14 protein-coding genes are annotated in these 16,449 nt (G+C 34.2%); 9 read left to right on the top strand and 5 right to left on the bottom strand.

Annotation, left to right across the window (positions count from 1 at the left end; all coding sequences use genetic code 11):
- Positions 1-306: 306 nt before the first annotated feature.
- The 9 genes from KQI85_RS12665 to tuf all read left to right on the top strand — a co-directional run bounded on the left by KQI85_RS12665 (position 307) and on the right by tuf (position 9,852).
- The gene (locus KQI85_RS12665) at positions 307-1,440 is read left to right on the top strand and encodes a glycosyltransferase family 2 protein (RefSeq protein ID WP_216576444.1); all 1,134 of its coding nucleotides are present in this window, start codon (positions 307-309) and stop codon (positions 1,438-1,440) included.
- A 240-nt stretch (positions 1,441-1,680) separates the two neighbouring features.
- The gene (locus KQI85_RS12660) at positions 1,681-1,926 is read left to right on the top strand and encodes a hypothetical protein (RefSeq protein WP_216576443.1); all 246 of its coding nucleotides are present in this window, start codon (positions 1,681-1,683) and stop codon (positions 1,924-1,926) included.
- Entirely contained in the window at positions 1,923-2,471 is a 549-nt protein-coding gene (locus KQI85_RS12655; protein ID WP_216576442.1) for a helix-turn-helix transcriptional regulator, read from the top strand. The genes KQI85_RS12660 and KQI85_RS12655 overlap by 4 nt, the downstream gene beginning before the upstream one ends.
- Positions 2,471-3,124, top strand: a complete 654-nt coding sequence (locus KQI85_RS12650; RefSeq protein ID WP_216576441.1) for a hypothetical protein — start codon at positions 2,471-2,473, stop codon at positions 3,122-3,124. Before KQI85_RS12655 ends, KQI85_RS12650 begins: the two co-directional genes overlap by 1 nt.
- A 690-nt stretch (positions 3,125-3,814) precedes the next feature.
- Positions 3,815-5,068 carry an MFS transporter gene (locus KQI85_RS12645; protein WP_253293886.1) on the top strand — a complete coding sequence of 418 codons (1,254 nt, stop codon included), beginning with the start codon at positions 3,815-3,817 and terminating at the stop codon, positions 5,066-5,068.
- A 248-nt stretch (positions 5,069-5,316) separates the two neighbouring features.
- Positions 5,317-5,736: a 30S ribosomal protein S12 gene (gene rpsL, locus KQI85_RS12640; RefSeq protein ID WP_216576440.1), complete on the top strand. Its 420-nt coding sequence runs from the start codon at positions 5,317-5,319 to the stop codon at positions 5,734-5,736.
- Between the two features lie 159 nt (positions 5,737-5,895).
- Entirely contained in the window at positions 5,896-6,366 is a 471-nt protein-coding gene (rpsG, locus tag KQI85_RS12635; protein WP_216576439.1) for a 30S ribosomal protein S7, read from the top strand.
- A 79-nt stretch (positions 6,367-6,445) separates the two neighbouring features.
- Entirely contained in the window at positions 6,446-8,563 is a 2,118-nt protein-coding gene (gene fusA / locus KQI85_RS12630; RefSeq protein ID WP_216576438.1) for an elongation factor G, read from the top strand.
- Positions 8,564-8,658: 95 nt separating this feature from the next.
- Positions 8,659-9,852, top strand: a complete 1,194-nt coding sequence (gene tuf, locus KQI85_RS12625; protein WP_216576437.1) for an elongation factor Tu — start codon at positions 8,659-8,661, stop codon at positions 9,850-9,852.
- A 256-nt stretch (positions 9,853-10,108) separates the two neighbouring features.
- On the opposite strand, the gene KQI85_RS12620 is transcribed toward tuf, so the two are convergent.
- The 5 genes from KQI85_RS12620 to KQI85_RS12600 form a co-directional block, all read right to left on the bottom strand.
- Positions 10,109-12,850, bottom strand: a complete 2,742-nt coding sequence (locus KQI85_RS12620) for an ABC transporter permease (protein WP_216576436.1) — start codon at positions 12,848-12,850, stop codon at positions 10,109-10,111.
- The gene (locus KQI85_RS12615) at positions 12,850-13,524 is read right to left on the bottom strand and encodes an ABC transporter ATP-binding protein (protein ID WP_216576435.1); all 675 of its coding nucleotides are present in this window, start codon (positions 13,522-13,524) and stop codon (positions 12,850-12,852) included. Before KQI85_RS12615 ends, KQI85_RS12620 begins: the two co-directional genes overlap by 1 nt.
- 118 nt (positions 13,525-13,642) lie before the next feature.
- Positions 13,643-14,644 (bottom strand): sensor histidine kinase KdpD, encoded by a 1,002-nt coding sequence (locus KQI85_RS12610; protein WP_216576434.1) that lies wholly within the window; start codon positions 14,642-14,644, stop codon positions 13,643-13,645.
- 42 nt (positions 14,645-14,686) lie between these two features.
- Positions 14,687-15,358 carry a response regulator transcription factor gene (locus tag KQI85_RS12605; protein WP_216576447.1) on the bottom strand — a complete coding sequence of 224 codons (672 nt, stop codon included), beginning with the start codon at positions 15,356-15,358 and terminating at the stop codon, positions 14,687-14,689.
- Positions 15,359-15,455: 97 nt separating this feature from the next.
- Positions 15,456-16,316, bottom strand: coding sequence for a class I SAM-dependent methyltransferase (locus KQI85_RS12600; protein WP_216576433.1), 861 nt, complete (start codon positions 16,314-16,316; stop codon positions 15,456-15,458).
- Between the last annotated feature and the right edge of the window lie 133 nt (positions 16,317-16,449).

Here is a 16,449-nt window from a genome sequence, read left to right as displayed (position 1 = left end):
AGTCTCAATGATAGATTACTACACCGAAAGGTGTGTTACTTGTTAAGTTGATTGAACCGCCGTATACGGAACCGTACGTACGGTGGTGTGAGAGGTCGGGAAAATTTATTTAATTTTCCTTCCTACTCGATTATAAATTTGTAGTGCTGTCACAGCTAGATATATAGATTAAGCAATTCTTTGTCAAAAGTGGAGATAAAGTTTAGAACCAAAAATATATAGGATGTCTAAGTGCCAATGAATACCGATAAAATGATAGAACTAAAGAATATCAAAAACTACTAATAATAAATGGAGATGACACTTATGAAGACAATATCATTATGTATGATTGTAAAAAATGAGGAAAGGGTATTAAGAAGATGTCTTGATAGTATGGAAGGACTTTTTGATGAGATTATTATAATTGATACAGGTTCACAGGATAATACAGTTGATATAGCATATGAGTATACGAAACAGGTGTATACCTATGAATGGACCGGAAGTTTTGCTGATGCAAGAAATTTTTCATTTACTAAAGCTAATTGTGATTATATCTATGTGGCAGATGCAGATGAATGTATTGACAGAGAGAATTATAGCAGATTTATGAATTTAAAACAGGTTCTCATGGATGAAGTAGATATAGTTCAGATGAAGTATGTAACATATTCAGAATATAATACAGTATATAACTTTAAAAAGGAATTAAGACCAAAGCTTTTCAAGAGATTAAGGCAATTTTATTGGGAAGGTGATGTTCATGAGACTGTAAGACTTATGCCGATTGTATTTGATAGCGACATTGAAATAGAGCATAGACCTGTTGGAAATCATGCCAATAGAGATATTGCTATATTTGAACAGATGATATTTAATAACAAACCATTTTCACAAAAATTATTAAAAATGTATATACGTGAATTGTATACTAATGGGAAAAAAGAAAATTATGAGCGAGCTAAGAAGTTCTTTGAAAATCGACTTTTTAATGAAAGTGATATGAAAGAAGATGAAATGGATATTGTAGTGACAATTCTTGTAAGAATATATAGAATTACAGGAAATATTGATTTGATGTTCAATACAGCATTAAAGAATGTCATTATGGAATCCAGTTCAGAGGTATGTTGTGAACTTGGAGAGTATTTTTTTGATAAAGAATTGTTGCAGGAGGCTTCAATGTGGTATTATAATGCTGCATATGAGACTAAAGCAGTTATTGATATACGCAGTAATCAGTTATTTCCATATGAAAAGTTAGCTGAAATATATAGAAGATTGGCTAAAGAATATAGTATGAAAGTTGAGAAAATGCCATATAACCTTGAAGATAGTATAGAGTTAAAAAAGGTATCACATGATTCTTTAGATAAAGAAATAAATGAAATGTTAAAGGCAGCTGCAGAATATGAGAATATAGCTAAAAATTGGTATATGCCAGAAGAGGAGCTATAAAAGTATAAATGTTTAATATGGTTTTATGTGGGAAAAAAATTTGTAAAAGCGATTACAAATAAAAGGGCTATAAGTGTTTAATATGGTTTTATGTGGGAAAAGAATTTGTAAAAGCGATTACAAATAAAAGAACTATAAATGTTTAATATGGTTTTATATGGGAGAAAAATTGTAAAAGCGATTACAAATAAAAGAGATATTAATATTGAATATGGTTTATATCAGAAGAGGATTTATAAAATGAGAGAAGAAGAGAAGATAATCAAAAATAACGGATACTATCCTGTGGAAGAGAATGGATATTATTTTAAACAAGCATTAGGAAATTTTGTACGTGATTTTGCTTATGGAGATGCTATTAATCATCTTGTTGATTGTGGATATACAGCAGAGAGAATCATTCGAGATTATAAATATCCGCTTTCTGATGAAGAGATACGTAAGCGTGTAAAAAAAAGACAAGAGGAGAATCAAAGAAAAAAATGATGAAATCGGTTATGGGATATCTGCTTAAGCGAGAAAGATTAAAACAAGATAAAGGACAAAAAGAGATATGTTATGGAATTTGTGTGGTTTCATATCTTAGCAAAATTGAAAATGGTGTTGTTAATCCGGAGCCAGAGATTATGAAAAAGTTATTTGAACGATTGGGTATTAATATACTATGTCTAGATGATACGATACAATATTTGGGTAAGATTATAGATGAGTATTATAATATGTTTGAATATAATTATGAATGTAATCTGTATGATGAATTGCTTAATAATAGTGCTTTGCTTGAATATAGTGAATTTGCTATTGATTGGATTATTATTCAGGGATTTGAAAAGGATAATACTTATGAGCAGCTTTGTGAATATGAGGATTATATGTCAGACAGACAAAAAGGATACTATTATATTTTGGCATTAAGATATCTTATGGACATGCCTTCTGATAATAAGAAGAAAAAAAAAAAGAGGAAATTGTTGGATATGGAGAAAAAGCATATAAATATCTTAATAGTTCTTTTTCGCTTAATGAGTTGATGACAGCATATTATTGGGCAAATGATTATTCAAAGATTCATCAGATGGAGAGTGAGGCTGTTAGTATAGCTGTTCGTGAGGGGAATGTGTATCAGCTTGCTAATTATTATATGTTAGACGGCACAGCTTATGCATGCATTGATATGAGTGATATGATGATGAAATGTTATAGGCGTGCTATGAATATTTTACGTAATACGAATTGGAAGGAGTTGCTTGAAACTATATATTATAATATTGGAGCAACACTTATAACTGAAAAAAAGTATGACGAAGCGTTAATATATCTTGATAAATGTGATGCTGACAGTTTGTATGTGTTGCATAAAAAGGCAATAGTATTAATTAGGATGGGAGATATTGAACAAGGCAAGGCGTGTATTGCGAAAGCAGAAGAGATTATTGCACAAAATGTCTGTATGGAATCGGATTTATTAAAATTTGAAGAGGTACGTATGGAGTGTATTCCTGATTTTACTGAGAGTAAGGACTATATGATTTTACTTGAGAAACTTATGTCTAAGTTGGAACAGGAAAGACATTTTGGACATATATTTTTTTATAAGGATATATTAATTGAAACTTATATAAAGCAAAGACAATATAAAAAGGCTTTAGATTTTATGAATGGAATAATGAAAAGAAGAAGTTAATTATTATAATCGAAAAGAAAATAAGATGGTTGGATGTTGATTATTATAATCGAAAAGAAAATAAGATGGTTGGATGTTGGTTATTACAATCGAAAAGAAAATAAGATGAATAGATGTGCTGATTATTATAGTAATTATATGTTGAAATGGTTTGGTATGAGTATGAGTTGATAAATTGTTAAAATTAAAACTTTATCAAATTATTAAAGAAAGCACCTGTTAAAGGGTGTTTTCTTTATGGAAATTCTCAAAATAATAAAGTATTTTATAGTAGGGATATTTGATATTATATATGTAAAGTAAAAAATTTTTAGGCCTATGATTTTTTGCTAAGCTAAATTGTGCTAAAAAGCATTGGATAGTCTGATACAATGAATAGCTTTAACGTAATGAATTATGATGCTTTTGATATTTGCAGAATAGTTAAGTTGGAGAGATGCTACATAATATGACGAGAGCGTATAAGAAGTTATGACGTGAGAATATAAGAAGTTATGATGTGAGCGTATAAGAAGTTATGATGTGAGTGTATAAGAAGTTATGATGTGAGCGTATAAGAAGTTATGATGTGAGTGTATAAGAAGTTATGATGTGAGTGTATAAGAAGTTATGACGTGAGCATATAAAAAATTATGACGAGAGTGTTATGTCTATCTATATTTATGGTTAGCAGAAAGGATAGAAGTTATTATGAAAAAATTTAATATTTTTAAGAAAGATTGTATGAATAATAGAAAAGATCTATGGTCTATGGATTTTAAGCGTATTATTGTAGCTACTGTCTTGTCAATAGTCGGTGGAGAAGCAATGAATCTTCCTATTAGTCTGTTGGTATTTGACAAGACTAATTCAACTTTGGCATCAGCTGTGATAATGGTATGTGGGATGCTTCCGGATATATTTATCTCTGTAGCTATCGCACCTGTTATTGATAGGCAAAGTAAGAAGAAGTGGATTGTGTTTCTTGATACAATGTTGGCAATCGTATATTTTATTATGGGAATATATACATTTAATTGTTCTTTTGCTTATGGTGTTTATGTCGTTTTTACACTTGCAGTTGCAACTATCTCAGCAATATATAGGCTTGCCTATGAAGCGTGGTATCCGGAGATTATACCAAAGGGGGCAAGACAACAAGGGTATGCTATTAGTGCAACGTTGTATCCAACAATAACGATTGTGATGGCTCCAATTTCGACTATATTATATCAGTATTTGGATATATATATTATCTTTTTTGGCGTGGCATTACTTGTTGTATTTTCAATTATAATAGAGAGCGGTATAAGCGTGGATCTAAATAATTATTGTAATGAGTATACTTTGGCTAAGTATTTTGAAGATATTAAAACAGGATTTAATTTTATGAAAACTGAGGCTGGAATAAGGAATATCTATTCATATATGAGTATCTGCAATGGAACAAGCGAGGGAGTAGGTATTCTTACACAAGCATATTATCAGACTTATTCCGGGTTTACAGTTATGATGCTTGGCTTTTTAAAAAGTGCAGAGATGATTGCACGATCTGTTGGTGGTATATTCTGGTATAAGATTCAGATTCCAAGAAAAAAGAGATATGCTTTTACTAAGTTATCGTATACATATTATTCGTTAGCTGATATGTTTTTGTTATGGATGCCATATCCATTTATGTTGCTTAATCGTTTTTTGTGCGGTTTTGTAGGCTGTGGAAGTGCTGTTATTAGAGAAACTGCTGTTAAGAATTATCTTCCGGCTGATATAAGAGCCAGAGTTAATGCAATTCTTGGTGTAATGGTTTCTGCAGGTTCTATATTTTTTCAGATCGCAGCGGCATTGGTTAGCAAAGTGTTTGGTTATAAGATATCAACGGTTATTATGGCGGCGATTACATTGATATGCATGTGGATAATGATTATCAGACCAGGTGATGTCAATAGACGTGTTTATGAAGCGTGATATAGTTAAAAAAGAGAGAAAGATAACTTTATAGTTTGTAGTATTCGCAGATTGTTTATAATAATATTTTTAATATTTTGGTAATAATATTTTTAATGTTTTTCAATAGAAAAAACTTGACACGATTTGCATTATTGTATATAATAGTCTAGCGTGCATACAAATGCATTCTATTTTGTATGCAAACATTCAGTTGAGAATGATATGCAACCAAACAAACATATGCTAATTACAGGAGGTGAAATGTAATGCCAACATTTAATCAGTTAGTAAGAAAAGGTAGACAGACAACAGTTAAAAAATCAACATCACCAGCACTTCAGAAAGGATACAACTCTTTAAAGAAGAAAGCTACAGATTCTTCTGCACCACAGAAGAGAGGTGTTTGTACAGCTGTTAAGACTGCTACACCTAAGAAACCTAACTCAGCTCTTAGAAAGATCGCCAGAGTTCGTCTTTCTAACGGTATTGAAGTAACAAGTTATATCCCAGGTGAAGGACACAACCTTCAGGAACATAGTGTTGTTCTTATCCGTGGTGGTAGAGTAAAAGACTTACCAGGTACAAGATATCATATCGTTAGAGGTACACTTGATACAGCAGGTGTAGCTAAGAGAAGACAAGCACGTTCTAAATATGGTGCTAAGAGACCTAAGGACGCTAAATAATATTATCACATTTTAGTGCCGGAATTAGCATATTGTCCCTGCAGGTTGCAGGTTTAAATATAGTAATACCGAGCGCGAACACATGTGAATGTGAGTACCTATGATCTAATTTATGACAGTAATGTCAAGTGAAATTTTTTAATTAAGGAGGGAAGTACCGTGCCACGTAAAGGACATACTCAGAAAAGAGAAGTATTAGCAGATCCAATGTACAATAGCAAAGTGGTTACTAAACTTATCAACAACATTATGTTAGATGGTAAGAGAGGTGTTGCTCAGAAAATTGTATATGGAGCATTTGAAAGAGTAGCTGAAAAGAGTGAAAAGAACGCTCTTGAAGTATTCGAAGAAGCAATGAACAACGTTATGCCTGTACTTGAAGTAAAGGCTAGACGTATCGGAGGTTCTAACTATCAGGTACCTATCGAAGTAAGACCTGAGAGAAGACAGACTCTTGCACTTCGTTGGTTAACTTCATATTCTCGTGCCAGAGGCGAAAAGACTATGGAAGAAAGATTAGCTAACGAAATCTTAGATGCAGCAAACAATACTGGTGCATCAGTTAAGAAAAAAGAAGATATGCACAAAATGGCAGAAGCAAACAAAGCTTTCGCACATTACAGATTCTAGTAATCAATTTAAATATGATTTTGCTTTGGGCGTTGCCTGAAGCAAAACAGCTTGAGATAATGTTAAGGAGGAAAATCCGTTGGCTGGAAGAGAATATCCATTAGAGAGAACTAGAAACATTGGTATTATGGCTCATATCGATGCCGGTAAGACTACAACAACAGAACGTATTCTTTACTATACTGGTGTTAATTATAAGATTGGTGATACACACGAAGGTACTGCTACTATGGACTGGATGGAACAGGAGCAGGAAAGAGGTATTACAATCACATCAGCCGCTACAACATGTCACTGGACTCTTGAGAAAAATGCTAAGCCAATGCCAGGCGCATTAGAGCATCGTATTAATATCATTGATACTCCAGGTCACGTTGACTTTACAGTTGAAGTTGAGCGTTCACTCCGTGTACTTGATGGCGCAGTAGGTGTATTCTGTGCTAAGGGTGGTGTTGAACCTCAGTCAGAAAATGTATGGCGTCAGGCTGATACTTACAATGTACCAAGAATGGCATTTGTTAACAAAATGGACATTTTAGGTGCAAATTTCTATGCTTGTGTTGATCAGATCAGAACAAGACTTGGAAAGAATGCAATCGTTATTCAGTTACCTATTGGTAAAGAAGACGATTTCAAAGGAATTATTGATTTATTCGAAATGCAGGCTTACATCTACAATGATGAAAAAGGTGATGATATCACAGTTTGTGAAGTACCTGATGACATGAAAGATGAAGCTGAAGTATATAGAGAAGAATTAGTAGAAAAAATCGCTGAATTAGATGAAGATTTAACAATGAAATATCTTGAAGGCGAAGAAATTACTGTTGAAGAATTAAAAGCAGCTCTTAGAAAAGGAACTTGTGAATGTACAGCTGTTCCAGTTTGCTGTGGTTCTGCATACAGAAACAAAGGTGTACAGAAATTACTTGATGCTATCATCGAATATATGCCAGCTCCAACTGATATCCCAAGTATCAAAGGTGTTGACGAAGATGGTAACGAAGTTGAAAGACATTCTTCAGATGAAGAACCATTCTCAGCTTTAGCATTCAAGATTATGGCTGACCCATTTGTTGGTAAGTTAGCATTCTTCAGAGTTTACTCAGGTACATTAAACTCAGGTTCATATGTACTTAATGCTACAAAGAATAAGAAAGAACGTGTTGGCCGTATCCTTCAGATGCATGCTAACAAGAGAGAAGAATTAGATAAAGTTTATTCAGGTGATATTGCAGCTGCTGTAGGTTTCAAATTTACAACAACAGGTGATACAATCTGTGATGAAAAATATCCAGTTATTCTTGAATCAATGGAATTCCCAGAACCAGTTATCGAGCTTGCTATTGAGCCTAAGACAAAAGCTGGTCAGGGTAAATTAGGTGAAGCTTTAGCAAAACTTGCTGAAGAAGATCCAACATTCAGAGCTCATACAGATCAGGAAACTGGTCAGACAATTATTGCTGGTATGGGTGAACTTCATCTTGAAATTATCGTTGATAGACTTCTTCGTGAATTCAAGGTTGAAGCTAACGTAGGTGCTCCACAGGTTGCTTACAAAGAAACATTTACAAAAGCAGTTGACGTTGATAGCAAATATGCTAAACAGTCAGGTGGTCGTGGTCAGTATGGTCACTGTAAAGTTAAATTTGAGCCAATGGATCCTAACGGTGAAGAAACATTCAAATTTGAATCAACAGTTGTTGGTGGTGCTATTCCTAAAGAATACATTCCTGCTGTTGGTGAAGGTATTGAAGAAGCTTCTAAAGCTGGTATCCTTGGAGGATTCCCAGTACTTGGTGTTAAAGCTACAGTATACGATGGTTCATATCATGAAGTCGATTCAAGTGAAATGGCATTCCATATTGCTGGTTCTATGGCATTCAAAGATGCTATGCAGAAAGGTGGAGCAGTATTACTTGAGCCTATCATGAAAGTTGAAGTTACTATGCCTGAAGAATACATGGGCGATGTTATTGGTGATATCAATGCACGTCGTGGACGTATCGAAGGTATGGATGACATCGGTGGCGGTAAGATGGTTAAAGGTTTCGTTCCACTTGCTGAGATGTTTGGTTATTCAACAGACCTTCGTTCAAAGACACAGGGTCGTGGTAACTACTCTATGTTCTTTGAAAAATATGAGCAGGTTCCAAAATCAGTTCAGGATAAGATTATTGCTTCAAAGACAAAATAGTCTTGAAAATATATGATAAATGAAATATAATTTAATAAGCCTATATTAAATTAGTAATCACACCCCATAGAGGGAAAAAAGGAGGACGTTATAAAATGGCTAAAGCTAAATTTGAAAGAACAAAACCACATTGTAACATTGGTACAATTGGACACGTTGATCATGGTAAAACAACTTTAACAGCTGCTATCACAAAAACACTTAATGCAAGATTAGGTACAGGTGAAGCTGTTGACTTCGAAAACATTGATAAAGCTCCAGAAGAAAGAGAAAGAGGTATCACAATTTCTACAGCTCACGTTGAGTATGAAACAGAAAAGAGACATTATGCTCACGTTGACTGTCCAGGTCATGCTGACTACGTTAAGAACATGATCACTGGTGCAGCTCAGATGGATGCTGGTATCCTTGTTGTTGCTGCTACAGATGGTGTTATGGCTCAGACAAGAGAACATATCTTACTTGCTCGTCAGGTAGGTGTTCCTTACATCGTAGTATTCATGAACAAATGTGATATGGTTGATGATCCAGAACTTCTTGAATTAGTAGATATGGAAATCAGAGAATTATTAAATGAATATGACTTCCCAGGCGATGATACTCCAATCATCCAGGGTTCAGCTCTTAAAGCTCTTGAAGATCCTAACAGCGAATGGGGCGACAAGATTCTTGAACTTATGCATACAATTGATGAATATGTTCCAGATCCAGAAAGAGATACAGATAAACCATTCCTTATGCCAGTAGAAGACGTTTTCTCAATCACAGGACGTGGTACTGTTGCTACAGGTAGAGTTGAAAGAGGTATCCTTAAAGTTTCAGAAGAAGTTGAAATCGTTGGTATTCATGAAGAAATCCGTAAAGTTGTTGTTACTGGTATCGAAATGTTCAGAAAACTTCTTGATGAAGCTATGCCAGGTGATAACATCGGTGCTCTTCTTCGTGGTGTTCAGAGAAATGAAATCGAAAGAGGACAGGTTCTTTGTAAACCAGGTTCAATCACACCTCATCACAAATTTACAGCTCAGGTTTACGTATTAACAAAAGACGAAGGTGGACGTCATACTCCATTCTTCAACAACTATCGTCCACAGTTCTACTTCAGAACAACAGACGTTACAGGTGTTTGTGAACTTCCAGCTGGTATCGAAATGTGTATGCCAGGTGATAACGTAGAAATGACAGTTGAACTTATCCACAACGTAGCTATGGAGCAGGGTCTTCGTTTCGCTATTCGTGAAGGTGGACGTACAGTTGGTTCAGGTGCTGTTGCTACAATCATCGAGTAATCGAATTTAGTTGAATAGACTATTAATATTTTAAGATATATTTAATTATATATTGGTGTTTAAGCGGAAAGAAAGGCTTCCAGGTTTTACCTGGAAGCCTTTTTTGTGGATCATTGCTCTTCTTTGGGCTCTTTGTGGGGAGTGGAGTGAAATAGGCTTTTTGTGGGGAGCGGGGGTAAAATCCCATATTGGGAAACCTGATGCTTATGCACCAGGTTTCTTTGGCGCTCACACACAGGCTTGCCTGTGTGGATTGTTAGATTAATTCTTTTGATAAAGTATCAATGATACTTTCATGCTCAAGTTTTTTTCTTTCATACATAATTGAGATGTATATGAGTATTAATGCAAATAGTATTGCAATTATGAAATATTTGGTTGGAAGATAGAATGTATTAAGGTTTCCCATGCCACGTGTATACATGAAGAGGCATATTAATGTGGAGAATATTAATCCATAAAGCGAGCCTTTTATACTGTAGATGAGACATTCAAAATCTAACATTTTATGAAACTGTTTTTGACTTAGACCACATGAACGCAGCATTGCAAATTCACGTTTCCTTAGTTCCATACTTGTTGATATTGTATTGAATATATTAGTAATACATATAAGTGAGATGAGTGTTGTAAATCCGTAGATTAAAATGTTTATCATTAACAGCATGGAACGGTTTTCTTTTTCGGATTGGAAGAGGTCTTGATAAGACATACCAGTATTATCTGTAAGGTTATCTATTAAAGTTATGGCTTTTTGGTAATCCTTAGTTTTTATTGTACAAAGGATGTTGTTAAATGTTAATTTGGCATATTCATTAGTGAATGTATAACAGTTATTAAGTATATTATAATATGCAGAAAGTGGATATACCAAAAATGGTCCAATTCCTAAGTTAGGATATGTGTTAACGTCAGTACTATGTGATGTTTTTGGCTGGTCATCATAGTTGTCCGGAATTATGGATGCAGCAAGCTTTATCTGTAGACTGTCAAAATTGTTGCTAAGTATATGACTGTCTTGATTATCAGTGATGTCACTATTGCGATTATCATATATATAATCTGCGATTGTACTATCGTAATCATTGATTAATGTAAGTGTGTCAGTTGTATCGGTAAATACCTGGCATATAACAGGGGAGGCATAGTCGCTATCATAAGAAGCTTCACATTTAGTAAAGTAGTTAAACAGTATGGGAGTAGTAATATCTGAATAATTGGTCGTAGATATTAAGTCAGTAAGGTTATACTGTTTTAACAGAGCAGCATATTCGTCATCATCAACGAAAGTTATATTGATTGGTGTTACACCGTCTATGTTGTCATTTATAATCTGCTTATAATCGTCAGTAAGGTTACCAAGTGTATATAGCGAGTTTTGTGTTATGAAACATTCAGAATATTCTATTGCATCACTGTTTTTTATTGCTGTATATGCAGAGTCAAAGGTGGGCATTTCATTATAATCCATATATCCGTTAAGTCTCAAGTCATAATATGACATGGAGACATCGAGGTTGTAACGATCTAGTGTATATGTAGAAAATGCACCGGTTGAGATGAATAGTATTATACTCATGGATAGTGAGAAGATTATTGTTCGGTAATTTCGCTTGTTACGCTTATAGTTTTTATAGGCTATAACTCCTTCGAATTTGAATAATCTGTTTACCCATGATGGAATATTAAGTGATTTGCTATTGATAGTAAGTTCTGTTCTTTGACTTATGGCATCTATAGCAGAACGTTTAAGTGCTTTTTTCATTGGAATAGCTGAAGATATATATACGGTAATTGTACTTAATGCTATTGTTACAATTATTGATATATATGATAGATGCAATGATAAAGACGGCATCTTGGCTGTTGCATCGGAGGTATAGAATAGACTTTCTATCGGTGATTTTATAAAGTGTAATGTTATGCCTATTCCGCTGATTCCTGTAATTATGCCTATAGGTACTGCTATGAGGCATAGGATTATTGCTTCGTATCGAACTATTTGTTTCATCTGTTTTTTGGTTGTGCCAATTGATGATAAGAGACCGAATTCACGAATTCTTTCACTTAGTGAGATGGAAAAAGAATTGCGTATAAAAGTTATTGAACCTATGATGACAATGCTTATCAGAATTCCACCCATATTATATAGAATTTGTTTGAATGTGTCATTGGTTGAAAAGCCGTAGTAACGTAACAGTGCACTATTTGTGCAGGAATAGTATTCGTTAGAATATTCTTTACATAAAGGAATAGCGTTAGAGGCTTTTTTTAATAAGACATATTCATCATAGTATGCAGTGCTGTCACTAGAATCTGTTGAGATGTTGTCTACAGATTGATCATTTGTAAAAAATGAAAATCCTGGGGCTTCATAAGATTCAAAGTTAGGTCTTTCACATATTCCTACAATTGTGTATGTCTTAGTTGTCTGTGGTTCAAGATATTCAATATTTGGAGATTCGGTTATCTCGTTGATTATTGAGTCATGTTGTCCAAGGTGTGTTTTACTTGCTGTGTATCTGTATCCAAGTGTCAGGGTTATTGTGTCTCCGACTTTGTAGTTGTTTTCGCTATAATTGAAATAGTGATTAGGTACTAGGAGCTCTGTGTCATTTTCTGGAAGTCTGCCGTCACATAGTTTGAATGGCATATTTTCAAAAAAAGTGCTAGATGCAGATTGTACGCATATATATGGTTTATATTCGTTTTGTGAGTCTGATAAAGAGTATCCTTCATATTTTACCGACATAATTGTGGAGATTGACGTGTCATCTAAGAGTTTATTGTGTATATCATATGGTACATCGGATATGTGAACGAACCAATTGCCATAATTAATGCGGGATATTTCCTGCCCATAGTGTGATACAGATGATATAAGGGTTGTAATTGCTGTTATCATGGAGGTTGATAATATTATTCCAATAATTGTTACAATTGTTCGCATACGATATTTACTGAGGCTTTTTAAGGAATATTTATGTAGTATGTTCATTAGCGGATTACCTCGTTTCGTATTATTTTACCATCTTCAATACTTATTATGCGGTTGGCCATCAAGGCGATATTCTCATCGTGTGTTATTACAATTAGAGTTTGTTTGTATTTTTGATTTGATAGTTTTAGAAGATTCATAATCTCGCAGCTGTTTTGGGAGTCAAGATTGCCTGTTGGCTCATCAGCTAGTACTATTGCAGGTGCATTCATTAAAGCTCTGCCTATTGAAACTCTTTGTTGCTGTCCACCGGATAGTTGATTTGGAAGATGATTTTCACGACCTTTTAGTCCAAGTAGCGTGATTAGCTCATTTAGCCTATCTTCATTGATTGGTCTATGATCTATTTGGACTGGTAATGTCATATTTTCGATTACGTTTAATATAGGAATCAGATTGTAGAATTGGTATATGAGCCCTACTTCACGTCTTCTAAATACTGCAAGATCATTTTCGTTTTGTGCATAGATATCGGTATTATTGATGTATACTTTGCCATCTGTTGGAGTATCAACACCACCAATTATATGCATAAGAGTTGATTTGCCGGAGCCGGATGGACCGATTATTGATACAAATTCACCGTTGTCTATTGTCAGTGAGACATCGTTTAGCGCAACAACTTTATTATTGCCGGTACCATAGATTTTACTTACATGTTCAACTTTTATCATGATTTTGTCACCTCGTTATTTTTTTGACAGCATATTATAGATAGAAGAGTTGCTGCCTAATAATAGTATAAAGTGTGGAAATGACTTCTAGATGACCTCAAAGTGACTATATTGTCACCTAGATAATTGCCTTATACAGTTTTATATCGAAACAGGCACCGCCTTCTTTGCGATTATATGCATAGAGCCTTCCATTATGTTTTTGTATAATGGATTTTGAAAGTGCAAGTCCAATACCGATGCTGTCATTAGAACTATGAATACCTTTATAAAAACGGTCAAATAGATGAGGGATATCTTTAGGATCAAATCCTGGACCATTATCTTCGATTATTATCTGTGAAAAAAGTGTATTGTCATGTATAGTTACTGTGATTATTCCATTTTCTGGTGTATGCTCGGCACAATTTTTTAAAATATTGCTTATAGCTTCTGAAAGCCAATTGATATCGCATTGGATAGATATATTATCAGGTATTTGACGAATTATGGTCTGGTTCTTGACATCAAGAATTATTGCGACAGTTTCGTATGCAGAGTCTATCAATTTTGAACAGGAAGTGTTCTGATATGAAAAATTAACTACATCAGCATCAAGACGTGAGATTTTTAATAATACATCAATTAGCCATTGTATGCGATTTAACATCTTTTTTTGAACTATTAGCTGATTGATTATGTGTGACTCTGTGCTGCGTTCTAATAGCATGGTATTAGTAAGAATTAAGGATGTAAGTGGTGTTTTTATCTGATGTGACAGATCTGCAAGTGAATCAACCAGATATAATTTGTCTTTTGACAGTTCTTTAGTCTGTTCATTAATTCTAATGATCATTTTATTGATTTCGCTGCCTAGAATGTTCAACTCACCTTCCTTATGATAAGCTATCTCGTGTATGTCAGACGAATGAAGTACTTTATCAATTTCGAGTGCGAGTTTTGAAAGACCTAGATAGCGATAATATAATAATGTAAATATAGCAATGTTAATAAGAATCCACTGAATCAGAAGAAGTGGAAATATATTGGGAGTAATAAAAAAACAGGTAAGGAGTGATATTACTAGAATTAGAATATCAGCTATGACAAAGTTGCGTATTTCAATATTACGAAAAAGCATATAAAATCCTCCTTTTTAACTATTATCTTTATGATATAATTATTAATAATCAAAGATATAACCAATACCTCGAATAGTCTTGATATATATCGGATTGGCGGGATCGTCTTCAATTTTTTCACGCAGTCGTTTTATATAGACGGTTAGAGTATTATCATTTACATAATCACCTGCAAGATCCCATATCTCTGCTAAGAGCTGCTCACGTTTAAGAAGTTGACCTTTGTGTGCTATGAAAGTTAATAGGATACGGTATTCAAGTGTTGTGAGCAAGATTTCATGTTGATTTTTGGTTACAACAGCTTTGCTGGTATCGATGGTGAGATTACCATATGTGAATATATTTTGCATTTTACCATATCGCCTGAGTACTGTTTTTATTCTTGACAGAAGTTCACGAGGGCGAAAGGGTTTGCTTATATAATCGTCAGCACCGATGTCAAGACCAGTGATAACACTGAATTCATCTGTAGATGCACTAATAAATATTATCGGGATATCATATTGCAGTTTGATTGCACGACATAGTGAATAACCATTACCATCACTAAGTGTAATATCAAGCAGAATCAAATCGAAGTGTTCATGAACGATGTATTCAAGTGCAGATGCAGCGCCGCTTGCTGAGAATACTTTATAATTATTAGTCACAAGGAATTCAGTTAACATAGTTACGATTGTTTCATCATCTTCAACTAAAAGTATATTCATAATAACCTCCCACATTAATAAATAAAAAATATTCAGACTTTACCTCGCTTTTGACAAAGAGTCAAATAAAAAGCTGTCATAAAGACAGCTTTTGCAAATACTATTTAGCTTCCCATCGTCCGGATGCACCACAAGGAAGAATGAGTCCGGTTGAAGTTACAGGAAGACCAATTTCTTCAGCAGTAACAATGCCATTATATTTTTTTAACTCAATAGATATCATATAAGTAAGGACAGATGGAGCAAGTCCGGTTGTATATGAGTTAATAAGGAAAAATAAAGGATCATCACTTAAGAGTTGAGCACATAATTTGACAAATGAGTGAATAGAATCTTCAATTTTCCAAATCTCGCCTTTTGGTCCACGTCCATATGAAGGTGGATCCATGATAATTGCATCATATTTATTGCCACGTCTTATTTCACGTTCTACAAATTTTACACAGTCATCAACAATCCATCGTATTGGTGCGTCTGATAATCCGGAAGATTTGGCATTTTCTTTTGCCCAGCCGACCATACCTTTTGATGCATCAACATGTGTTACGGATGCGCCGGCAGCTGCCGCAGCAAGAGTAGCACCACCTGTGTAAGCAAAGAGATTAAGTACTTTTATAGGACGGTTTGCGTGTCTTATCTTATCAGAGAACCAGTCCCAGTTAGTTGCCTGTTCTGGAAATAAGCCTGTATGTTTAAAACTAAAAGGTTTAAGGTTAAAAGTAAGCTCTCCATAGTTAATAGTCCATTGTTCTGGAAGGTCGAAGAAATCCCATTCACCACCACCTTTTGAACTTCTATGGTAGTGGCCATTCATCTTCTTCCAGCCTTTGTTCTGCTTAGGAGTATCCCATAATACTTGAGGGTCAGGTCTGACAAGCAGATAATTGCCCCAACGTTCGAGCTTTTCACCACATGATGTATCTATAACTTCATAATCTTTCCAATTGTTTGCAATCCACATAAATAACGCCTTTCTACATATTAATAATACGATTAATTATAACTATAAATAAAAAAAACGTCAACTGCTACAATGTTAAAATAGAAGAAAAAAGATAAAAATAATGTCGGTCATTATAAATAAATATCAGTAA

Origin of the sequence: Falcatimonas sp. MSJ-15 (assembly GCF_018918265.1) — a bacterium.
In the GTDB taxonomy this organism is placed as follows: domain Bacteria; phylum Bacillota; class Clostridia; order Lachnospirales; family Lachnospiraceae; genus Falcatimonas.
This window is presented reverse-complemented; position numbering and strand designations above follow the sequence as displayed.